This window comes from Polaribacter porphyrae, from assembly GCF_002954685.1.
Taxonomy (GTDB): domain Bacteria; phylum Bacteroidota; class Bacteroidia; order Flavobacteriales; family Flavobacteriaceae; genus Polaribacter; species Polaribacter porphyrae.
Genome location: NZ_MSCN01000001.1, coordinates 1,468,304 through 1,489,765 on the forward strand (window position 1 = coordinate 1,468,304; position 21,462 = coordinate 1,489,765).

Consider the following 21,462-nt stretch of genomic DNA (forward strand, 5'->3'; position numbering starts at 1 on the left):
TTACAAAACAGCCCTTTAGATTTTCTTTTTCATTATATTATATTACTTTGTCATAGTAACTACTCTTTGTGGCAAAGGAGCTTCGTAGTTTGCTTTGCCTAATGCTTCTACTATTTTCTGTCTAGTATCCCAATATACATCCCAATAGTTTTCGCAGTTTACATAAGGTAAAGCTAATAATTCAACGCTATTTTGCCCTAAATTATTTACTGCAACTCTTGGTGCTTTATCAACTTTTTGCAACACGTTTTCATCATTCTTTAAAACATTTAAAACAATATCTTTTGCTTTAGAAATATCAGATCCATAACGTATTGCAAAAGGCATATCTACTCTTAAATTACCAACTTTAGTAAGGTTTGTAATTTTATTAGCTGTAATTGCAGAATTAGGTATAATTTCAGTTTCATTTTGAAACGTTTCTATTACTGTTACAAAGACAGATATTTCTTTTACAAAACCAAATGCGCCATTTGTTTTAATTAAATCACCTACTTTAAAAGGTCTGAATATCAATAACATTATTCCTGAAGCAATGTGACCTAAAGAACCATTAAATGCTGCACCAATTGCAACACCAACACCTGCTAATAAAGCTGCAAAAGACGCCATTGGTAAACCTACTATACCTGCAATTGAAATAATTAACAATAGTTTTAAAATAAAGCCTAGTGTAGTTAATAAAAAAGGCTGTAAGGTTTTATCTATTGTTCTTTTTTCTAATACTCTAGCTATTGCATTCATTAGTATTCTAATAATCCAAAGCCCAATAATTAAAGCAGCTATTGCACCAATTAATTGTAAACCCCAACCTCCTAAACCTTCAGATATGGTTAAGTAAAAGTTTTTCATTGATTCTGTAAATGTGTCCATTTTGATTTTTTAATAGTTATTTTTTTGACACCGAAAATTTTAAAAAGTCACTTTAGAAATATTTTCTACAGAATTTTCAACATAAAAATTAGAATATGTATCTTTGTAGTGTAAATACTTTTTATGAAATTATTGTTTATTACTTTAGCCTTATTAGCCCTTGGAGTAGCAGGAATTGCCATAAAAATCTGGGCAAAAAAAGATGGTGAATTTGCAGGCACTTGTGCAAGTCAAAACCCTATGCTAAATAAAGAAGGAGAAGCTTGTGGTTTTTGCGGAAAAACGCCAGATCAATTTGATAGTTGTGCTGAACCTCAACATAATTAATTTCTTTTTTTATAAATGATTATAACTGTAACTTTCTACGCATTTGTAGTTTTTACAGCAATACAGATACTGTATTTACTTTACTTTTCATCTACTCTTACAAATTCTAAAGGTAAAAAAGATGCTAGTAATTTGCCTATTTCGGTTTTGATTTTTGCTAAAAACGGCAGCAAAGATTTAGAAAACAATTTACCTTATGTTTTAGCACAAGAGTATCCTAAATTTGAAATTGTATTAATTAATAATTATTCAACTGATAACACTTTAGAAGTTCTAGAAAATTTTAAAGCAAAACATCAAAATATTACTATAATTGATGTTGAAAACACCGAAGCTTTTTGGGGAAGTAAAAAATATGCACTAACACTTGGTATTAAAGCTTCTAAATACAATAATCTGCTTTTTACAGAAGTTTCTAGTAAACCTGCTTCAAAATTTTGGCTTACAGAAATTAGTAAGACTTTTAATGGTAACAAAACCATTACATTAGGATACAGCAAATACGAAACTAAAAGCTCGTTTACCAATATTTTAGCTCGTTTCCATAATCTTCTACAAGCCTTACAATGTTTTTCTTTTGCAAAATCCGGAACTCCATTTATGGCTTTTGATGCTAATTTTGGGTATCAAAAAGACACTTTTTTTAAAGTAAAAGGGTTTATAAATCATATTAAAAAAAAAGATGGAGTACACGATTTGTTCTTAAAAGATGCTGCTGTAAAAAAGAATACTTCTTTCACAATCTCTAGAGATAGTTTTGTTAAGAATAAAGCCCCTAAATCTTTTAAAAGCTGGTATTTAAAATTACTACAAAAAAGAGCTCTACAGAAAAATTATAAAGCTAAACATCAATTTCTATTATCTTTTTTTGAGTTAACTAAATTATTTTTTTATGGTTTAGGTAGTGTATTATTTTTCTTTTATCCTTGGCAAATAATTCTGCCAATTGTACTTTCTTATTTTTTTATCAACTTTTTAGTTGTAGGTATTGCTACAAAAAAATTTAAAGAGCCTTATCTTATTTTTCTACTTCCTTTTTTAGAAATAAGCTTACTCTTGATACAAATTAGTATATTTATTGCTAATTTGATTTCAAAACCAGATCATTGAATAAAGAAAATATAGTTCTACAACATCATATTGCAAATGCAAAAAATAATAAGCAAACTTCTTTTCGATTTTTATTAGATACTTTTTGGAGTGATGTTTATAATTATCAGCTTAAAAGAACGCATAATGAAAATGATGCTGAAGACATTACTATACAAACTTTTTCTAAAGCCTTTGACAAAATTCACACTTTTGATGAAAAGTATATTTTTAAAACTTGGTTAATTACCATTTCTAAAAATGTACATATTGATTTGTTGCGTAAAAAGAACATTTCTGTTGTAACTGAAACCTCAAAAGATCAGGAAGAAAAAGTATATTTAGTAGTTGATGAAAACCCAACACCTGAAGATAAAATTATTAGAGAACAAAATTTAGCCAAGTTGCTGAAAGATATTAAGCAACTGAAACCCAAATATCAAGAAGTAATACAATTACGTTATTTTCAAGAATTGAGTTATAAAGAAATTGCAACACAGATTAATGAACCAATGAACAATGTAAAAGTGAAATTGTTGCGAGCTAAAAAGTTGTTGGCGGAGATTATTAAGAAGAATTAAAATGAAAAAATCATTCTTACAATCTTTAGGCCCAGGATTACTATTTGCAGGTGCAGCAATAGGAGTATCGCATTTGGTACAATCTACAAAAGCGGGTGCAGAGTTTGGTTTTGGTTTGTTATGGGCTTTACTATTTGTACATATTTTTAAGTATCCGTTTTTTCAATTTGGTCCTAGATATGCTGCAGCAACTGGAGAAACTTTATTAGATGGTTATAAAAAGCTTGGTAAAAGTGTTTTAGTTATTTATTACATCTTAAACTTTGCAACAATGTTTACCATTCAAGCAGCAGTAACCATTGTAACAGCTGGTTTAGCTTCTCAACTTTTTGGTTTTACAGATGATTTGGTGGTTTGGTCTAGCATTATTCTAGTTATCAGTATTCTAATATTGATTTTAGGAAAATACAAACTGTTAGATAAATTGATGAAATACATCATCATTATTTTAACTATAAGCACTATTATTGCAGTTTCTGTAGCTTTTTCAAATTCTACTGATACTTTTGACGTGAGTCAGATCTTTCCATCTGGAACAGTAGAAATCACGTTCTTGATTGCTTTTCTTGGATGGATGCCAGCACCATTAGATATTTCTATTTGGCATTCTATTTGGTCTGTAGAAAAAAGTAAAAACACATTCATTAAAATAAAACCAAAAGACGCTATTTTCGATTTTAATGTAGGGTATATTGGCACCTTAATTCTTGGAATTTGCTTTGTACTTCTTGGAGCTTTAGTAATGTATAAATCAGGAGAAAGCTTCTCTAGCAAAGGTGGCGTTTTTGCTGGGCAATTGATAGAATTGTATACAAAAAATTTAGGCAATTTTTCTTATATTTTTATTGCTATTGCTGCATTTACTACAATGTTTAGCACAACAATTACAACACTTGACGCTTCACCAAGAGCAATGAATAGAAGTTCTAAATTGTTGTTTAATAAAGATTTTAAATTTGGGTATTGGTTTTGGATTCTCTTTTTATTTGTTGGTACCTTTATTATCCTTCAGTATTATTTAGCAGATATGGGTAAACTAGTTAAAATAGCCACAATTTTATCTTTTTTAACAGCCCCTTTTTATGCCATTTTAAATTACATATTAATTACAGGAAAACACACTCCAAAAGAACATCAACCTAGTCTATTTACTAAAATAATAAGCATAGTAGGTATCTTATTTTTAATAGGATTTAGTATTTGGTTTTTGCTTAATTTGTAGGATTATAATGAAAGGTTTAATAATTATTCTTTTGTAAATCAAAAAAAAATCTTCTAAAAATGAATATTAAAGAATATACAGCAAACTTTATTGATTACAATTTTGACGGTAATCTCCCTTTTAAAACAATTCTTAAAAAAGTAAAAAAAGGGACAATCATTACTGATTACGATGAGTTAGAAAAAAAAGTATATTTCTTGATAGATGGTATCGTAAAAGTTTCGATTATGAAAAACGAAGAAGAAAGAATTTTAGATTTCATATTTAATCATTCTTTTTTTGCCTCTTATAGTTCTTTACTAACAAACAATCCTTCTGATGTTTCTATTAAAACTTACACAGATTGCACATTAGAAGTTGTTGATTATTTAGAGTTAAAAAAAGCCTATACTTTTTCTATGATTGCTAATAAATTAGGACGAATTGAAACTGAAAAGCTTTACACGAAAAAAGTTCGCAGAGAAAAAGAATTATTAACAAAAACGGCTGAAGAAAGATATTTATTACTTGCTACTAATTATCCAGAAGTACTAAAAAGAATTGCTATTAAGGATATTTCGAAATATTTAGGAATTCAACCAGAAAGCTTAAGTAGAATAAGAAAACGATTAATTTCCTAACTTCAGGTTAATTTATTTTTCATCCTATTGTTATAATTTTGTTACTAAAATTTACACAAAAGAAACTAAATGAAAAAAATATTAATAAAATTAGCTTCAGCAATTTTTCCAAACTTTGTAGCTTCTTTTGCGTACAATAAATTAACGAACCCTCAAATACGTAAATTAAGAGAAAATGAGCTACAGACTTTAGATAAAGCAGAAAAAGAAGATTTCATTTTTAAAGATTTTACAATTAAACTTTATAATTGGAAAGGAGGAGCTAAAAAAATCTTATTAATTCATGGTTGGGAGGGTCAAGCAGGAAATTTTTCAGATTTGATTGAACGATTAATAAAAGAAAGATATACTATTTATTCTTTTGATGCTCCTTCACATGGTTCTAGCTCAAAAGGAAATACCAGTTTATTCGAATTTACTGAACTAGTTGGTGTATTAATAAAAAAGTTTGAAGTTCGCCATTTAATAAGTCATTCGTTTGGTGGAGTTGCTACCACTTATGCACTCTTTAATAACAGAAATCTAGAAATTGATAAATATGTATTGTTAACTACACCAGATAAATTTATCGAACGAATAAATGATGTTTCTAAAATGGTTGGGATTGATAATAAAGTCAAAAAAAAGCTGATTCAAAAAATAGAAAGAGAAAAAAATATTGATGTTACAAAACTAAATGTAAGTGATTTTGTAAAATCAATTAATGTTAAAAAATCTATTATTATTCATGATAAGAATGATAAAGTTATACCTATAGAACGTTCAATTAATGTTCATAAAAATTGGAATGCATCTAAATTTAAAGAAATCAGTGGAACTGGGCATTTTAGAATTTTACGAACAAAAGAAGTTATTGAAAGTGTGATTAATTTTTTAAAATAAAAAATCAATAAATACCATTTACTTTTTATAACTAACTCCAATAGAAAAATCTTATCGTGAAAAAGATTATTTTATAAAATACTGCTACTTTTAACAAATTTATTTTATCTTTTTCTTCGTAAATTTGCATATCTAAAAAGAAAGAAAATGGCGCTAGAATCTGTAATACTTCCTGAAAGACCAAAAAAACCGAAATGGTTGCGTGTAAAACTTCCTGTTGGTAAAAAATATACTGAATTAAGAGGTTTAGTTGATAAATACAAACTAAATACAATTTGTACCAGTGGAAGCTGCCCAAATATGGGTGAGTGTTGGGGAGAAGGTACTGCAACATTTATGATTCTTGGTAATATTTGTACACGTTCTTGCGGTTTTTGTGGTGTAAAAACTGGAAGACCAGAAACTGTAGAATGGGATGAGCCTGAAAAAGTTGCACGTTCTATAAAAATTATGAGTATAAAACATGCTGTAATTACTTCTGTTGATAGAGATGATTTAAAAGATGGTGGTTCTATAATTTGGGCAGAAACTGTTGATGCAATTCGTAGAGCAAACCCAAATACAACTTTAGAAACTTTAATTCCTGATTTTCAAGGAAACACAAAACAGATTGATAGAATTATAGAAGTGCATCCAGAAGTGGTTTCTCATAATATGGAAACTGTTAGAAGGTTAACCAGAGAAGTTCGTATTCAAGCAAAATATGATAGAAGTTTAGGTGTTTTAAAATACTTAAAAAAAAATGGAATGCGTACTAAAACTGGATTGATGTTAGGTTTAGGTGAAAAAGAAGAAGAAGTTATCCAAACAATGAAAGATTTACGTGCAGTAAATTGCGATATCATTACGATTGGGCAATACTTGCAACCAACTAAAAAGCATTTACCTGTTAAAGAATTTATTACTCCAGAGCAATTCAAAAAATATGAAACACTTGGTTTAGAAATGGGCTTTATGTATGTAGAAAGTGGTGCTTTAGTGCGTTCTTCTTACAAAGCACATAAACACGCTCAAGATTTGTAAAAATTTTGTTAAAATGAATTAAAATAGAAATTCAAATATCTTTTTGGCACAGAGCTTGCTTATAAATTAATGAGGAGACGTAGTAAACCTCTTCATTGTGTAAATTATTTGAATTAGTTGATTTAAGAAGACTGTCTTAATAAGACAGTCTTTTTTGTTGTGTAATATTGATTAAAAAAAATCGTCTAATTTAAAATTAAACGATTTTTTTTGAAGTATAATCTAAACCCCTCAGAATAGATTATTATTTTTATTTATAACCACTACAAAGAAACAACTTATTCATATTGGTGTTATTGTATTTTCGATGACTTGATGAGAAAGCTAGTTGAATTGTTTACTAAAACTGTTTAGTTTATTTAGTACAATTAATTAAAGAATAAAATAGAGGTAAAAAAAGAATCGTCAAAAATTAATTTTCGACGATTTCTTTAAAATACAATATAAATTTATAAATCCCCCAACTTATAATTAAACTTGATTTCATTGTATTTATACCTCAAAGAAACAAAGAATTTAAATATAAAATTCCACTTTTCGTCGAAATGAAATCATTAAAAGTTGAATAGTAATTTTCTACAGATTAAATAGCACTGATAATATCGTATTTGGTTATTATATGATAATTTCCATTTTCTAAATCTACCAAAACAGCATCGTTTTCTTTAGATATCAATTTAGATACTGCATCTATTTTGGTGGTCTTTTTAACGATAGGATAAGGTTTACCCATAATATCTTTTATAGGTTTATTTGCAATATCTTTATCAGATATAAAATGATGTAATAGATCTGCCTCATCAATAGAGCCCACAAAACCATCTATATCTTTTACTGGTATTTGTGATATTTTATAGGCTTTCATACGCTCAATTGCATGCGATATTAATTCTTCAGTTTGTGCTGTAACTAAAGGCTTCTCTTCATGATTTTTAATTAAATCTGCAGCTGTTTTAATTTCTTCTTCTAAAAATCCTCGATTACGCATCCAATCATCATTAAACATTTTTCCTACATATCTACTACCATGATCGTGAAATAAAACAACAACAACATCATCTTTTGTAAAATGTTCTTTCAATTGTAAAACACCTTTTATAGCTGCACCTGCAGAATTACCTAAAAACATACCTTCCTCTTTTGAGAGTTTTTGGGTATAAATTGCGGCATCTTTGTCAGTTACTTTGGTAAAACCGTCTATAACATCAAAATTGACATTTTTTGGTAAAATATCTTCACCTATACCTTCTGTGATGTATGGGTAAATTTCATTTTCATCAAAAATGCCTGTTTCATGATATTTTTTAAACACAGAACCATAAGTATCTATTCCCCAAACTTTTACATTTGGGTTTTTCATTTTTAAATAAGAACCTACTCCAGATATAGTACCTCCTGTACCAACACCAACTACAAAATGAGTAATTTTACCTTCAGTTTGTTCCCAGATTTCTGGTCCTGTACTTAAAAAATGTGCTTTACAATTGCTTGGATTATCATATTGGTTTACATACCAAGAATTTGGTGTCTCTTCCCCCAAACGTTTAGAAACTGAATAATAAGAACGTGGATCTTCTGGCTCTACATTTGTTGGGCAAACCACAACTTCTGCTCCAACAGCTTTTAAAATATCAATCTTTTCTTTAGATTGTTTGTCTGCCATTACAAAAATACATTTGTATCCCTTAACGATTGCTGCTAGAGCCAAACCCATTCCTGTATTTCCAGATGTACCTTCTATAATTGTACCTCCTGGTTTTAACCTACCATCAGCTTCAGCATCTTCAATCATCTGTAGAGCCATTCTGTCTTTTACAGAATTACCAGGATTAAATGTTTCGTATTTAGACAAAACCAAACAAGGTAAATCTTTAGTAAGTACATTTAACTTTACTAAAGGTGTATTACCAATAGTTTCTAATATATTCTTTGCGTATTTCATGATTTATTTTCTAATGTTGCAAAGGTATATTTTTTTTATGGCGTTCCCTAAAAATTAATCTAACATACACCTATAATACATAGATACAAAGGCATACCAATAGTAATATTAAATGGGAAAGTAATTGCTAAAGCCATAGGAATATACAAACCAGGATTTGCTTTTGGAGCTGCCAATTTCATTGCAGCAGGTACAGCTATATAAGAAGCACTTGCAGCTAAAATAGACATAAGTAATCTATTACCTACTTCTTCCATAAATAACCCACTTATTACTGCTACTAAACATCCATTAATAATAGGAATGATTATAGCAAAAGATAAAGTAAACCAGCCTTTTTTAATGAGTGCTTTCAGTTTTTGACCACTTGTAATTCCCATATCTAATAAGAAAACAGCTAAAAAACCTTTAAAAATATCTGTTGTAAAAGGCTTGATTCCTTCAGCTTGAGCGTCGTTTGCAAAATAACCTATCAATAAACTACCAATAATTAATAATACACTTCCGTTTGTTAAAGAATGATGCAATATTTGCTTTATTGAGGTTTTGTTCTTCTTATCTTTATTATAAATTGCCATTAAAAGTACTCCTACAATAATAGATGGCGCTTCCATTAAAGCCATAACAGCAACCATATGACCCCCAAAAGGGATGCCTTCCATCTCTAAAAAAGAAATAGTAGTTACAAAAGTTACAGCACTTACAGAACCATACGCAGAAGCAATTGCACCCGCATTTTCTACACTTAGTCTTATTCTTAATATATAATAACAATACACAGGTACTATTAATGCTAAAAATATTCCAAAGAAAAGAGACCATATAATTTCTGACGTAATAATACTATGAGATAATTCTTGTCCTCCTTTAAAACCAATTGATAATAAAAGATATAATGAAATAAATTTTGATGAATTTTCTGGTATCCTTAAATCACTTTTTAAATTAACAGCAATTAAACCTAAAAAGAAAAATAAAAGTGCAGGGTTTGTTAGATTATCTATTAAATAATGTAAATCCATGATGTTTTAGTTTGGCATAAAAAAAGTAGGAAAGACTTGTTTAAGGTCTATTTCCTACTCATTAGTTAACAATTTTAGGGGAATTTATTCTTCTAAACTTATTGTTATTGTACTAGAAATTTTTATGTTTTGACCATTACTTTCTAAAGCTCTTAAAAACGCTTTAGTATCTTTTTTATGAGTCATTAACTCCTTAATTCTTGAGTTGTCAAAAGTACATTCGTCATTTTCATTACCTTCTTGAATAGACAGCCTATGTACTTTATGAAAGTTGATTTTTACATCAACAACGTTATTAATAATATTTAAGGCTTCTCTTTTAGTGAAAGTACCTTCAATAAGTTTTAATGTTTGCTCTTTTGTGTTTACTTCTTTTGAAATTGAATTATTCATAATAATTATTTTAGAATGGTGTTTGATTTATTTGTTTTAATAAAAAAGATTAATAGTAAAATTATTTCAGCAATAAATAAATCTTTCAAAAACGGACTATTTATAGAAATTGCTAAAAAATTGATTGAAACTAAAGCAAAGACTAAAATTGATCTAAAAAAGTTGATTAATTGTTTTTTTGTTATTTGTATTACAATTTCGTTCTGTACTTTTTTTGTATTATTAATCGATTTAAATGTTGTTGTACTCATTAGTTTAAATTTTTTACAAAGATGCAATGTGTTTTTTATATATTTTTATTTATATTTATTATGTTATTTATAAATATATTTAATGAACTATACTTTACATCAGTTAGAAATCTTTAAAAAAATAGCAGAAGTTAAGAGTGTGACGAAAGCTTCAGAGCAACTTTTTTTAACGCAACCAGCTGTATCTATTCAACTTAAGAATTTTCAAGATCAATTTAAATTACCTCTTTTTGAGGTAGTTGGGCGTAAGCTATACATTACAGAATTTGGTGAAGAAATAGCAAAAGCTGCTGCAAAAATTTTAGAAGAAGTAGAAGCAATTAATTATAAATCTTCATTATTTGAAGGCGAACTTGCAGGTAAACTCAAAATCTCTATTGTTTCAACAGCCAAATACGCGATGCCTTATTTTTTATCTGGCTTTATTAAAGAAAATAAAATGGTAGATGTTACTATGGATGTTACCAACAAAATGTCTGTAATTAGAGCTTTAGAAAATAATGAGTGCGATTTTGCTATGGTTTCTACAATCCCTAAAAAGTTAAAAATAGAACAAATTGAGTTGATGAAAAACAAGATGTTTTTTGTGGCTGGTAAAGACTACAAGATTCCTAAAAAAAATGTTTCTCTCAAAGATTTGAATGAATCTATATTTATCTTTAGGGAAAATGGTTCAGCAACACGTTTGGCTATGGAAAAGTATTTAGTAAAGCACAAAATAGAAATTTTACGTAAAATGGAACTCACTTCTAATGAAGCTGTAAAACAAGCAGTTATTGCTGGTTTAGGGATTTCTATAATGCCTATTATTGGTATTAACGATGCATTAAAAACTGGAGATATACAAATTTTAAAAATTAAAGATTTACCTCTTGAAACATATTGGAATCTAATATGGCTTAGATCTAAAAACTTATCTAATGTAGCTAAAGCATTTCAGCAATTTATTATTAATAACAAAGAAGAAATTATTGAAGAACAATTTAGAAAATACAATAACTCAAGTAAATATTAAGCAAATTTAATTGATTTTGAAGGTTCTATTTTTGTAATAATATAAGAAGGAATTATCAACATTAAAAAACATAAAATAAGTGTACCTAAATTTAACAAGGCAATAGATGTTAAAGAAATATAAACAGGCATTGTACTTACATAGTATGTTTCTGGATTTAATGTGATTACCTTAAAGAAATATTGAATCCCGATGATTGTTAAACCAATAATGTTGCCCCAAAAAAGTCCTTTTAAAATTAAATAAGAGGCATTATATAAAAATACTTTTCTAATACTAGTATTGTAAGCTCCTAGAGCTTTTAAAATACCAACCATTTGCACTCTTTCTAAAATTAAAACTAATAAGGCAGTTACCATATTAATGCCAGCAACAATAATCATAATAAAGATAATTACCCATACATTGTTATCAAAAAGTTTTATCCAATCAAATACATTTTGGTAAGATCTTACAATAGTTCTAGCATCAAGAGTTGAATCAATTTCACCATAAATTTGATTGGCAATTAGAGTAATATCATCAAAATCGTCAATCAAAACCTCAAAACCACCAATTTCGTTCGAATTCCATTTGTTTAATCTTTGTACCTCCCTGATATCACCAATCATCATATTACTATCAAATTGAGCAAAACCAGAATTATAAATACCTACAATTTTATATTTTCTATTGGAAGTTATTTTGCTTGTAGAAGTTTTTAAAAAAGTAGCCATAATTGTATCGTTTAATTGTAGTTCTAAACGATTTAGTATTGTTTCTGATAATAATACTTCTTTGGTTCTTTGTTGATCGAAATTAGGTAAAACACCATCAACCAAATATTCTTTAAAAAAAGACCAATCATAATCTGTAGAAACTCCTTTAAAGATGATACCTTCAAAAGCAGTTTTAGTCCTTAAAATTCCACCTTTAGTTGCAAAAATCTGTACATTTTTAATGCCAGAAATAACTTTAAATTCAGGATAAAAATCTTGATTTTTTTTAACAGGCACAGTAGATACATCAGAATTATTAGCATCGTAATTCACAATTTGAATATGCCCTTTAAAGCCAGCCATTTTATCGCGAATTTTGTATTGCAAACCAGCACCAGTAGCCACAGCAATTAGCATAATAATAATACCCAAAGCAATTGCAGTGATTGCAATTTTTATTATTGGTGATGATATACTATTTTTATACTTTTTGCCAGCAATAATGCGTTTTGCAATAAATAACTCGTAATTCAAATTGATGATATATTTTAAGCTTCGTAAAAGTACCTATTTATTTTTGTTTTTGCTGATGAATTTTCAGCTGATTTCTTGTGATAAAAAGGTTCAAAATTTAAAGTCTACTACTCTAATTTCACATAAGGATACACTTAAAATTAAAACTGGAGCTGACAGAACAGCTTTATATCTCTCTAAACTAAAAGACAAAAATATTGCAATTGTAGCTAACCAAACATCTGTATTATCTATTTTACAGAGAGAAGAAGTGGCTCCTAATGTTATGGGATCTAAAAAAGTTAGATATCATTTAGTAGATTATTTATACAATTATAAAAGTATTAATGTAAAAAAAGTCTTTTCACCAGAACACGGTTTTAGAGGTAAAGCAGATGCAGGTGCTGATGTAGAAGATGGTATAGATGCAAAAACAGGTTTACCCATTTTATCTCTTCATGGAAAAAACAGAAAACCTACAGCCAAACAACTAAAAAATATTGATATTGTTGTTTTTGATATTCAAGATGTAGGTGTTCGTTTTTATACTTATATATCAACGTTACATTATGTAATGGAAGCTTGCGCTGAACTCGGAATCCGAGTTATAATTCTTGATAGGCCAAACCCAAATGCTCATTATATAGATGGCCCTGTTTTAGAGCCAGAACACACAAGTTTTTTGGGTAAACATCCTGTGCCTGTGGTTTATGGAATGACCATTGGCGAATATGGGCAAATGATAAATGGCGAAAAATGGTTAGCTAATAATGTGATTTGTGACTTAACTGTGGTTCCTTTAGAAAATTACGACCATAATTCAAGTTATAGTTTACCCATAAAACCCTCACCAAATTTGCCTAATGATAAAAGTATAAACCTATACCCTAGTTTAGGTTTTTTTGAGGGCACAACAATAAATGCAGGTCGTGGAACAGATTTTCAGTTTCAAAGATATGGAGCACCTTTTTTTAAGAAGACTGATTTTTCTTACACACCAAAAGCAAATGAAGGTGCAAAATACCCAAAACACAAAAATAAATTGTGTTATGGAGTTGATTTAAGAAACTACAAACACTTATCACAAATAGATTTATCATTTTTAATTGATGCTTATAAAAGAACTCCGCAAAAAGAAAAATTCTTTGGCAGTACATTTACCATTCATGCAGGAACTGAAAATCTACAACAACAAATAGAACAAGGTTTGTCTGAAACTGAAATTAGAAAAACTTGGCAACAAGGTTTGGAGGATTTTAAAAAGATTAAGGAACAGTATTTGATGTATGATTAGAAAACAACTAATCAAATGAAAAAAATTACTGTACTCCTCTTTCTTATATCTATTTTCTCTTGTAAAGAAAAATTTAATCCAAAAGAATTTAAAGGAACTTGGATACCTTTAGATAAAAATAGTTCTTATGCTAACTTACCATCTATAACTTTTCAAAATGATACAGCTTATTTTGAAGATATATATTCATATAATTTTTCAGCTAGATACAAAATTGGCAGAAAATCAATTACTTGGTTTTTGCCAAAAGACACAATTGAAAATATTTTTTTCTTTAATAAGAAAGACACAACTTTTATTTTAAATGACAGAAATTATATCTTTTATGAAGGTTATTCTTATGGAAGTAATTTTATTCAATATGATTTGATAGATTTAGATTTAAGTCGAGAGATAAGCGCAGATAGTTTATTAAATTCCAACAAAGGATTTCACATTTTTAAAAATAAAAATGATTCTTTAAGATTAAGAATTAACGATAGAATTACAACAGATTTTAAACTTATACCTAGATTCATATTTGGAACTCATCACAGGAATTACGATACAATTGTAATTTATTTAGGAAAAAAATTAGAACTAAAAGAATTGATTAAAGCATATAAATACTTAGATTATTCAAATATCAAGAACAGTATGTTAGTAACTAACTTTAATATAAAAAGCAATACGTATAATGCATTTTTAGACAAATTTTATTTTTGGGATTTTCAAAGAAACTCTTTCTTTGATGAAAGAATAGAAATTCCTAATACATTTGTAAATAAAAGAGATAAATTTCTAAAAAAATACAACCCAAAAATCATCAAAATAAACTCAAAAAATGATTTTGAAAAAATCAATAAAATCCAAAAAGAAAACAACTATCTAATTTCTATTAATCCTGATTTAAGTATTAAAGAGTATATCAATCTTAAAGAAAAGTTATTCAAAATTGATAAGAACATCAGAACTGAATTTGATATCTAAAAAAACTATTTCCTCTTAACCTTCTTATTATACTCATAAGGTAAAACCTCTTTTAATTTTTCTACGATATTATACGTTGCAGGACAAACAAACGTATTTGCAATGGTTAAATCTGTAATTTGAATAAATTTTCTTCTGTCTGTGTGAGGATATTCTGCACAAGCTTTTGGGCGAACATCATAAATGAAACACGTATTATCACTTTCATCCAAAAAAGAACAAGGTGCTGTTTTTAACACCATAAAATCATCAGAATCTCTTTGCAAATAGGTATTTACAAAGTCAGCAACTTTCATTTTTAAATGTTTCGAAATTCGATCTATATCTTTATCCGTAAAAATAGGACTAGTCGTTTTACAACAATTACCACAAGTTAGACAATCTGTTTTTGCAAATTCTTCATCATGTAATTCTTGCATTACATAATCTAAATTTTTAGGTGTTCTTCGTTTAAGATTGGCAAAATACTTTTTGTTTTCTTTTTTTGCTTGTTCTGCTAATTTTGGTAATTGTTCTAAACGTTTTTCCATAGGCTAAAATTACGGTTTTTTAACATGGCTTTCACTAAAAATCACTAAATTCGCAACTTAATTTTTTTTTGACCAATGAGCATCCAAAATAATATAGAAGCAAAAATAAAAGAAGGTTTTTTAGCTTTATATGATGTTGAAATTCCATCTGTAGAATTCCAAGCAACTCGTAAGGAATTTGATGGAGATATTACTGTGGTTGTTTTCCCTCTATTACGTTACAAAAAAGGGAATCCTGCTCAAATTGCAGAAGATTTAGGCAGTTACGTTCAAGAAAATATTAAAGAAATTAAAAGTTACAATGTTGTAAAGGGGTTTTTAAATCTTGTGGTTGATGATGCTTTTTATATCAATTTTTTCAATCAAATTTACACCAATGACACTTATGGTTTTGTTTCGCCAAAGGCGGATGAAAAAGCTATAATGGTAGAATATTCATCACCCAACACCAACAAACCCTTGCATTTAGGGCATGTTCGTAATAATTTGTTAGGCTATTCTGTTGCTGAAATTTTAAAAGCATCAGGTAAAAAAGTATATAAAACTCAAATTATAAATGATAGAGGTATTCATATCTGTAAATCGATGTTGGCTTGGCAAAAGTTTGGGAAAGATAAAACTCCAGAATCCACTGGTTTAAAAGGCGATAAATTAGTTGGTAATTATTACGTAAAATTTGACAAAGAATACAAAATACAAATAGCTGATTTAATAGCAAAAGGTAAAACAGAAGAAGAAGCAAAAAAAGAAGCTCCTATTTTGGTTGAAGCTCAAGAAATGCTTCGTAAATGGGAAAATGGAGATAAAGAAACAGTTGCTCTTTGGCAAAAAATGAATCAATGGGTGTATGATGGTTTTGGTATCACTTATAAAAATTTGGGTGTTGATTTCGATACATTATATTATGAAAGTGACACCTATTTATTAGGTAAAGATGTAGTTGCTCAAGGTTTAGAAAAAGGCGTTTTTTATAAAAAAGAAGATGGCTCTGTTTGGTGCGATTTAACTGATGAAGGTCTTGACGAAAAAATCGTTTTACGTTCTGATGGAACTGCTGTGTATATGACTCAAGACATAGGTACTGCTATTCAGAGAGTTAAAGATTATAATGATGTTGGAGGAATGGTTTACACAGTTGGTAATGAACAAGATTACCATTTTCAAGTTCTATTTTTAATTCTAAAAAAATTAGGTTTTGATTGGGCAAAAAACTTATATCATTTAAGTTATGGAATGGTAGATTTACCATCAGGTAAAATGAAATCTAGAGAAGGTACAGTTGTAGATGCAGACGATTTAATGGTAGAAATGACAACTACTGCACAACAAATTTCAGAAGAGTTAGGCAAACTAGATGGTTATTCTAATGATGAAAAAAATGAACTCTATAAAACCATAGGTTTAGGGGCTTTGAAATATTTTGTATTAAAAGTTGATCCTAAAAAAAGAATTTTGTTCGACCCACAATCTTCTGTTGATTTTCAAGGAAACACAGGTCCTTTTATTCAATATACATATGCAAGAATTCAATCTATTATTAGAAAAGCGAATTTCGATTACAGTAAAATTGTAGATATTAGTGAAATAGTTTTGCATGATAAAGAAAAAGAAATTATAAAACAGTTAGAAATTTTCCCTGAAATAGTGCAACAAGCAGCAGCAAACTATTCTCCTGCAATTATGGCAAATTACACTTATGATTTGGTAAAAGGATTCAATTCTTTTTATCAAAATGTATCTATTTTAGGCGAAGAAAATCAACATAAAAAAATATTTAGAGTACAAATTTCTAAAAAAGTAGCAGATATCATAAAATCAGCTTTTTCTTTATTAGGAATTGATGTTCCTAAAAGAATGTAAAAAAATAATTTTTACTTTGCATTATTACATAATTATTAAAAAAAATAAAAAAAGAAGCTATTACTTCTCTTTTTTATCTTTAATCATTAGATTTGTGAATTAACAAAGTTATTAAATTGTTTATTTTTGAAATCATAAATTCATAATATTCGTAAGAATGAAATACGATATCATTATTATTGGAAGCGGGCCTGGAGGATATGTAACCGCAATTAGAGCTTCACAACTAGGTTTTAAAACTGCCATTGTAGAAAAGGAGTCTTTAGGAGGTATATGTTTAAACTGGGGATGTATTCCAACAAAAGCATTATTAAAGTCTGCTCAAGTTTATGAATATTTAAAACATGTTGATGAATATGGATTAAAAGCAGAATCAATAGATAAAGATTTTGAAGCTGTTATAAATAGAAGTAGAAACGTTGCTGATGGAATGAGTAAAGGTGTTCAATTTTTAATGAAAAAAAATAAAATTGATATCATTGATGGTTTTGGAAAAATAAAAAACGGAAAGAAAGTTGATGTTACCTCTGAAGATGGTAAAGTAACAGAATACTCTGCTGACAATATTATAATTGCAACTGGTGCTCGATCTCGCGAATTACCTAACCTACCTCAAGATGGTAAAAAAGTTATTGGTTACAGACAAGCAATGACGTTACCTAGCCAACCTAAATCTATGATTGTTGTTGGTTCTGGTGCTATTGGTGTTGAGTTTGCTCATTTTTACAATTCAATGGGTACAGAAGTTACAATTGTAGAATATATGCCAAATATTGTTCCTGTAGAAGATAAAGACATTTCAAAACAATTTGAACGCTCTTTTAAAAAATCTGGAATAAAAATCATGACTAATTCTTCTGTTGAAGCTGTTGATACTTCTGGTGATGGAGTTAAAGCAACCGTTAAAACCAAAAAAGGAGAACAAATTTTAGAAGCAGACATTTTATTATCTGCTGTTGGTATTAAAACTAACATTGAAAATATAGGTTTAGAAGATGTTGGTATTATTACAGATAGAGATAAAATACTAGTTAACGATTATTATCAAACAAACATTCCTGGGTATTTTGCTATAGGAGATGTAACTCCTGGCCCTGCTTTGGCTCATGTTGCATCAGCTGAAGGTATCACTTGTGTAGAAAAATTAGCAGGTTTGCATACAGAACCTATCGATTATGGTAATATTCCTGGATGTACTTATGCTACTCCAGAAATTGCATCTGTTGGAATGACCGAAGAAAAAGCTAAAGAAGCTGGTTATGATTTAAAAGTTGGTAAATTTCCATTTTCTGCTTCTGGTAAAGCAAAAGCCGCTGGCACACCAGATGGTTTTGTTAAAGTAATTTTTGATGCAAAATACGGAGAATGGCTGGGATGCCATATGATTGGTGCTGGTGTTACAGATATGATTGCAGAGGCTGTGCTTGGTCGTAAGTTAGAAACCACTGGTCATGAAGTATTAAAAGCAATACATCCTCACCCAACAATGAGTGAAGCTGTTATGGAAGCAGTTGCTGACGCCTATGATGAAGTCATTCATCTATAAAGGACGTATATTCAAAGAAAAAGTAAATAGTATTTTTGTTATTTACATACATTTGTAAATAAAATAAATTAAATTTAAAATTATCCCCAACTTAAGTAATTTAATATAAATAAATAATAATTTAAATGGGTTTCGTTGAGTGGTTTCTTTCTTTCATCTACAAGATAAAGACATTTCCTCTTATTATTCAGATTACAATTGTATTAACGTTGTTTTTTATACTAGCAACGCTAGCTCTAATAATTACGATATATACAATCAGAAGAAGACATAATAGGCTACAAAAAATATTAGAAAACAGTGTACCAGAAATAGTTAAATTGTTTGAGGATATTTTATTCACGGATAAAAACTATTCAGAACAAGAAATTTTTACAAAATTTGAAGATATTGTAGAAGAGGTAAATAGAGAGTCGCTCGATATTGCTGTAACTGTTTTAGTAAACTTCAAAAACGAAGATAGAGAATCTGAAAAATATCAACTCATAATTAATGCTCTGGGCATTGTAGAACACCTTGAAAATAAATTTGACTCTCGTTCTAACAGTGAAAAGATGGACGCTTTCCAAGAAGCATTTGTATTAGATTTAAACAAGTTTGATGCAAAAGTTTTGAGATATGCTTACAGTAGAAATCAACAGATTAGAAGTGAGGCTAGAAACTCTTATCTAGCATTAAGTAATAACGACCCTTATCGTTTTTTTGATGAATTTGATCGTTCTTTAAGTAAATGGGATGAGATTGAGCTAATGCAATACCTTCGTCTTCAAAAAGATAGAGGTAATTTAGAAGGCCTAGGAAAGTGGATTAACTATTCTGAAAATGACTCTCTTGTTGTTTTCTTAATTAAAATGGTTGGCTATTTCAAGCAAAGAGGTATTGATGAAATTCTTATGGAAAAATTAGAAGATGGTAGTGAGTTGGTAAGAGCTGCTGCTATTTCTACATTAGGAGAATTAGGTATTAAAGAAACCGAACAAACTCTTATTGACAGATATTTTACAGAGCCTGAAATTTGCCAAGTTGCTATTGTAAAAGCTATCAAAAAATTTAATACTGGTAAATCATTAAACTTTTTGCAAGAAATATTTTTTGAATCTAACAATACAGATACGAAAAAAATTATAGCAGAATCAATTTTAAATTATAGTTATGAAGGTAAAATTGCCTTTCAAAATCTAAAAAATTCATTAAGTGGTTTCGATTTGTTAATATTACAACATGTTGAAACACCTTTAATTAAATACAAATAAATAGATGTTTGATATTTTTGTAAAAATTTATGAGTATTTTATATTCTTCTATGCAACCTCACTTATATTAAGTTATTTAGTGCTTGCTATATTTTCTTTTATAGCTATTAATAGGTATAAAAGTTATAATACAGATATAGATGATGAAGAGTTATTGCATTCAGATTTAGCACCTGGTATTTCTGTAATTGCACCAGCATATAATGAAGAAAAAACAATCATTATTAATGTAAAATCTTTATTAACCCTAAACTATCCTCTATTTGAGGTAATTATTGTTAATGATGGTAGTAAAGACAAAACATTAGACTTACTAATTAAAGAATTTGATTTAGTAGAAGCACCTTTCGCTTATGTAGAGAAAATCAAGACAAAACCTTACAAGAGAACTTTTAAATCTACAAATCCAAAATATGAAATCCTTACAATTGTAGATAAAGAAAATGGTGGTACCAAAGCTGATGCCTTTAATGCAGGCTTAAATGCCTCTGTTTTCCCATATTATTTAAATACAGATGTAGATTGTATTCTAGCTAGGAATACACTTACAAAAATGATTAAACCGATTCTTAATTCAAAAACACAAGTTATTGCAGTTGGTGCTACATTACGTATGTCTAACAACTGTGAGATTGAAGAAGGAATTATTACAAGAGTTAGACCTCCTAAAGCATTAATTCCTAGATTTCAAGAACTAGAATATATTAGATCATACTTATTAGGAAAAATGGGTTGGGAGTTAATTAATTCTGTGCCAAATGTTTCTGGTGGTTTAGGTATGTTTGATAAAGATGTAGCTATTAAAGCTGGTGGTTATGGAGCAGATTCTCATGCAGAAGATATGGATATGATGACAAGAATGGCTGTTCATATGATGAACAACAGACTTGATTATAAAATTGGATATATTCCTCTTTCATGTTGTTGGACAGAAGGCCCTCCAAATATTAGTATCTTAAACAGACAGAGAACTAGATGGGCCAGTGGTTTATTCCAAATGTTTAGTGATCACAGAAAAGTTTTATTCAATCCAAACTATAAAAGACTTGGTTTAATAACGTTCCCATATATTTTTATTTATGAATTTTTAGCTCCAATTATTGAAGCTTTCGGAATTTTATTTTCAATATTCCTACTTCTATATGGTTATGTTAACTGGAACTTTGCACCCTTAATATTATTATATTCATACACATTTGCCATTATGATTTCATCTGTAGTAATTATTTGGGATCAAATGACGTTTAAATATTATAATACAACTAGAGAGGTTTTAACGCTATTTTTAACAGCTTTAGTAGAACCTATTTTATATCACCCTCTAATTATGTTTTTCTCATTAAAAGGTTACTTTAGTTACATTACATCTAGAGAACTTGCATGGGGAACAATGACTAGAAAAGGTTTTGATAGTGATGAAGACAAAGGAGGAGATAAAGATAGTAGTGGTGATTCTGGTAATAATACTGATAAAAAACCAGGTCTTTTTGACAGGTTAAAAAATAAGAAAGATTCATCAGGTGATTTTGAACCTATTAAAACATAAATTGCATTTACTA

Annotated in this window: 20 protein-coding genes; 14 read left to right on the forward strand and 6 right to left on the reverse strand. The window is 28.7% G+C overall.

Annotated elements, in window-relative coordinates:
* Positions 1–42 precede the first annotated feature (42 nt).
* Positions 43–873 (reverse strand): mechanosensitive ion channel family protein, encoded by an 831-nt coding sequence (locus tag BTO18_RS06590; RefSeq protein WP_105015468.1) that lies wholly within the window; start codon positions 871–873, stop codon positions 43–45.
* Positions 874–996: 123 nt separating this feature from the next.
* Here BTO18_RS06590 and BTO18_RS06595 point away from each other — a divergent pair, with 123 nt between their 5' ends.
* The 7 genes from BTO18_RS06595 to lipA all read left to right on the forward strand — a co-directional run bounded on the left by BTO18_RS06595 (position 997) and on the right by lipA (position 6,617).
* On the forward strand, positions 997–1,200 hold the full coding sequence (locus tag BTO18_RS06595; RefSeq protein WP_105015469.1) for a membrane or secreted protein: 204 nt from the start codon (positions 997–999) through the stop codon (positions 1,198–1,200).
* Positions 1,201–1,215: 15 nt separating this feature from the next.
* A complete protein-coding gene (locus tag BTO18_RS06600; RefSeq protein ID WP_105015470.1) occupies positions 1,216–2,310 on the forward strand; it encodes a glycosyltransferase in 1,095 nt (364 codons plus the stop codon).
* Positions 2,307–2,870, forward strand: a complete 564-nt coding sequence (locus BTO18_RS06605) for an RNA polymerase sigma factor (RefSeq protein ID WP_105015471.1) — start codon at positions 2,307–2,309, stop codon at positions 2,868–2,870. Before BTO18_RS06600 ends, BTO18_RS06605 begins: the two co-directional genes overlap by 4 nt.
* Position 2,871: 1 nt before the next feature.
* Positions 2,872–4,092, forward strand: coding sequence for an Nramp family divalent metal transporter (locus BTO18_RS06610; RefSeq protein WP_105015472.1), 1,221 nt, complete (start codon positions 2,872–2,874; stop codon positions 4,090–4,092).
* Positions 4,093–4,151: 59 nt separating this feature from the next.
* The gene (locus tag BTO18_RS06615) at positions 4,152–4,712 is read left to right on the forward strand and encodes a Crp/Fnr family transcriptional regulator (protein WP_105015473.1); all 561 of its coding nucleotides are present in this window, start codon (positions 4,152–4,154) and stop codon (positions 4,710–4,712) included.
* Between the two features lie 69 nt (positions 4,713–4,781).
* Positions 4,782–5,594, forward strand: coding sequence for an alpha/beta fold hydrolase (locus BTO18_RS06620; RefSeq protein WP_105015474.1), 813 nt, complete (start codon positions 4,782–4,784; stop codon positions 5,592–5,594).
* 147 nt (positions 5,595–5,741) lie between these two features.
* Positions 5,742–6,617 (forward strand): lipoyl synthase, encoded by an 876-nt coding sequence (lipA, locus tag BTO18_RS06625; protein WP_105015475.1) that lies wholly within the window; start codon positions 5,742–5,744, stop codon positions 6,615–6,617.
* A 583-nt stretch (positions 6,618–7,200) separates the two neighbouring features.
* Here the strand turns inward: lipA and BTO18_RS06630 are convergent.
* The 3 genes from BTO18_RS06630 to BTO18_RS06640 form a co-directional block, all read right to left on the reverse strand.
* Positions 7,201–8,559 (reverse strand): pyridoxal-phosphate dependent enzyme, encoded by a 1,359-nt coding sequence (locus BTO18_RS06630; RefSeq protein WP_105015476.1) that lies wholly within the window; start codon positions 8,557–8,559, stop codon positions 7,201–7,203.
* A 59-nt stretch (positions 8,560–8,618) separates the two neighbouring features.
* Positions 8,619–9,581 carry a sodium-dependent bicarbonate transport family permease gene (locus BTO18_RS06635; RefSeq protein WP_105015477.1) on the reverse strand — a complete coding sequence of 321 codons (963 nt, stop codon included), beginning with the start codon at positions 9,579–9,581 and terminating at the stop codon, positions 8,619–8,621.
* Between the two features lie 84 nt (positions 9,582–9,665).
* On the reverse strand, positions 9,666–9,974 hold the full coding sequence (locus tag BTO18_RS06640) for a hypothetical protein (protein ID WP_105015478.1): 309 nt from the start codon (positions 9,972–9,974) through the stop codon (positions 9,666–9,668).
* A gap of 333 nt (positions 9,975–10,307) precedes the next feature.
* On the opposite strand from BTO18_RS06640, the gene BTO18_RS06650 reads away from it, so the two are divergent.
* Complete coding sequence (locus BTO18_RS06650; protein ID WP_105015480.1) at positions 10,308–11,240, forward strand: LysR family transcriptional regulator; 933 nt, start codon at positions 10,308–10,310, stop codon at positions 11,238–11,240.
* Here the strand turns inward: BTO18_RS06650 and BTO18_RS06655 are convergent.
* The gene (locus BTO18_RS06655) at positions 11,237–12,472 is read right to left on the reverse strand and encodes an ABC transporter permease (RefSeq protein WP_105015481.1); all 1,236 of its coding nucleotides are present in this window, start codon (positions 12,470–12,472) and stop codon (positions 11,237–11,239) included. The two genes, BTO18_RS06650 and BTO18_RS06655, sit on opposite strands and share 4 nt — an antisense overlap.
* A gap of 55 nt (positions 12,473–12,527) precedes the next feature.
* Here BTO18_RS06655 and BTO18_RS06660 point away from each other — a divergent pair, with 55 nt between their 5' ends.
* Together BTO18_RS06660 and BTO18_RS06665 are read left to right on the forward strand one after the other, a co-directional pair.
* Positions 12,528–13,745, forward strand: a complete 1,218-nt coding sequence (locus BTO18_RS06660; protein WP_211295582.1) for an exo-beta-N-acetylmuramidase NamZ family protein — start codon at positions 12,528–12,530, stop codon at positions 13,743–13,745.
* A gap of 15 nt (positions 13,746–13,760) precedes the next feature.
* Positions 13,761–14,714, forward strand: coding sequence for a hypothetical protein (locus BTO18_RS06665; RefSeq protein WP_105015483.1), 954 nt, complete (start codon positions 13,761–13,763; stop codon positions 14,712–14,714).
* A 5-nt stretch (positions 14,715–14,719) separates the two neighbouring features.
* On the opposite strand, the gene BTO18_RS06670 is transcribed toward BTO18_RS06665, so the two are convergent.
* A complete protein-coding gene (locus tag BTO18_RS06670; RefSeq protein WP_105015484.1) occupies positions 14,720–15,244 on the reverse strand; it encodes a YkgJ family cysteine cluster protein in 525 nt (174 codons plus the stop codon).
* A gap of 75 nt (positions 15,245–15,319) precedes the next feature.
* On the opposite strand from BTO18_RS06670, the gene argS reads away from it, so the two are divergent.
* The 4 genes from argS to BTO18_RS06690 all read left to right on the forward strand — a co-directional run bounded on the left by argS (position 15,320) and on the right by BTO18_RS06690 (position 21,449).
* A complete protein-coding gene (argS, locus tag BTO18_RS06675; protein ID WP_105015485.1) occupies positions 15,320–17,104 on the forward strand; it encodes an arginine--tRNA ligase in 1,785 nt (594 codons plus the stop codon).
* A 157-nt stretch (positions 17,105–17,261) separates the two neighbouring features.
* Positions 17,262–18,650 carry a dihydrolipoyl dehydrogenase gene (lpdA, locus tag BTO18_RS06680; protein WP_105015486.1) on the forward strand — a complete coding sequence of 463 codons (1,389 nt, stop codon included), beginning with the start codon at positions 17,262–17,264 and terminating at the stop codon, positions 18,648–18,650.
* A gap of 320 nt (positions 18,651–18,970) precedes the next feature.
* Positions 18,971–19,903, forward strand: a complete 933-nt coding sequence (locus tag BTO18_RS06685; protein WP_146106885.1) for a HEAT repeat domain-containing protein — start codon at positions 18,971–18,973, stop codon at positions 19,901–19,903.
* A gap of 4 nt (positions 19,904–19,907) precedes the next feature.
* On the forward strand, positions 19,908–21,449 hold the full coding sequence (locus BTO18_RS06690) for a glycosyltransferase family 2 protein (RefSeq protein WP_226789124.1): 1,542 nt from the start codon (positions 19,908–19,910) through the stop codon (positions 21,447–21,449).
* The last annotated feature ends 13 nt before the right edge of the window (positions 21,450–21,462 follow it).

What these genes read in the sequence shown, in the direction of transcription:
- BTO18_RS06590 (WP_105015468.1), bottom strand. Translation starts at nt 873, where the DNA reads ATGGACACATTTACAGAATCAATGAAAAACTTTTACTTAACCATATCT.
- BTO18_RS06595 (WP_105015469.1), top strand. Translation starts at nt 997, where the DNA reads ATGAAATTATTGTTTATTACTTTAGCCTTATTAGCCCTTGGAGTAGCA.
- BTO18_RS06600 (WP_105015470.1), top strand. Translation starts at nt 1,216, where the DNA reads ATGATTATAACTGTAACTTTCTACGCATTTGTAGTTTTTACAGCAATA.
- BTO18_RS06610 (WP_105015472.1), top strand. Translation starts at nt 2,872, where the DNA reads ATGAAAAAATCATTCTTACAATCTTTAGGCCCAGGATTACTATTTGCA.
- BTO18_RS06615 (WP_105015473.1), top strand. Translation starts at nt 4,152, where the DNA reads ATGAATATTAAAGAATATACAGCAAACTTTATTGATTACAATTTTGAC.
- BTO18_RS06620 (WP_105015474.1), top strand. Translation starts at nt 4,782, where the DNA reads ATGAAAAAAATATTAATAAAATTAGCTTCAGCAATTTTTCCAAACTTT.
- lipA (WP_105015475.1), top strand. Translation starts at nt 5,742, where the DNA reads ATGGCGCTAGAATCTGTAATACTTCCTGAAAGACCAAAAAAACCGAAA.
- BTO18_RS06630 (WP_105015476.1), bottom strand. Translation starts at nt 8,559, where the DNA reads ATGAAATACGCAAAGAATATATTAGAAACTATTGGTAATACACCTTTA.
- BTO18_RS06635 (WP_105015477.1), bottom strand. Translation starts at nt 9,581, where the DNA reads ATGGATTTACATTATTTAATAGATAATCTAACAAACCCTGCACTTTTA.
- BTO18_RS06640 (WP_105015478.1), bottom strand. Translation starts at nt 9,974, where the DNA reads ATGAATAATTCAATTTCAAAAGAAGTAAACACAAAAGAGCAAACATTA.
- BTO18_RS06650 (WP_105015480.1), top strand. Translation starts at nt 10,308, where the DNA reads ATGAACTATACTTTACATCAGTTAGAAATCTTTAAAAAAATAGCAGAA.
- BTO18_RS06660 (WP_211295582.1), top strand. Translation starts at nt 12,528, where the DNA reads ATGAATTTTCAGCTGATTTCTTGTGATAAAAAGGTTCAAAATTTAAAG.
- BTO18_RS06665 (WP_105015483.1), top strand. Translation starts at nt 13,761, where the DNA reads ATGAAAAAAATTACTGTACTCCTCTTTCTTATATCTATTTTCTCTTGT.
- BTO18_RS06670 (WP_105015484.1), bottom strand. Translation starts at nt 15,244, where the DNA reads ATGGAAAAACGTTTAGAACAATTACCAAAATTAGCAGAACAAGCAAAA.
- argS (WP_105015485.1), top strand. Translation starts at nt 15,320, where the DNA reads ATGAGCATCCAAAATAATATAGAAGCAAAAATAAAAGAAGGTTTTTTA.
- lpdA (WP_105015486.1), top strand. Translation starts at nt 17,262, where the DNA reads ATGAAATACGATATCATTATTATTGGAAGCGGGCCTGGAGGATATGTA.
- BTO18_RS06690 (WP_226789124.1), top strand. Translation starts at nt 19,908, where the DNA reads ATGTTTGATATTTTTGTAAAAATTTATGAGTATTTTATATTCTTCTAT.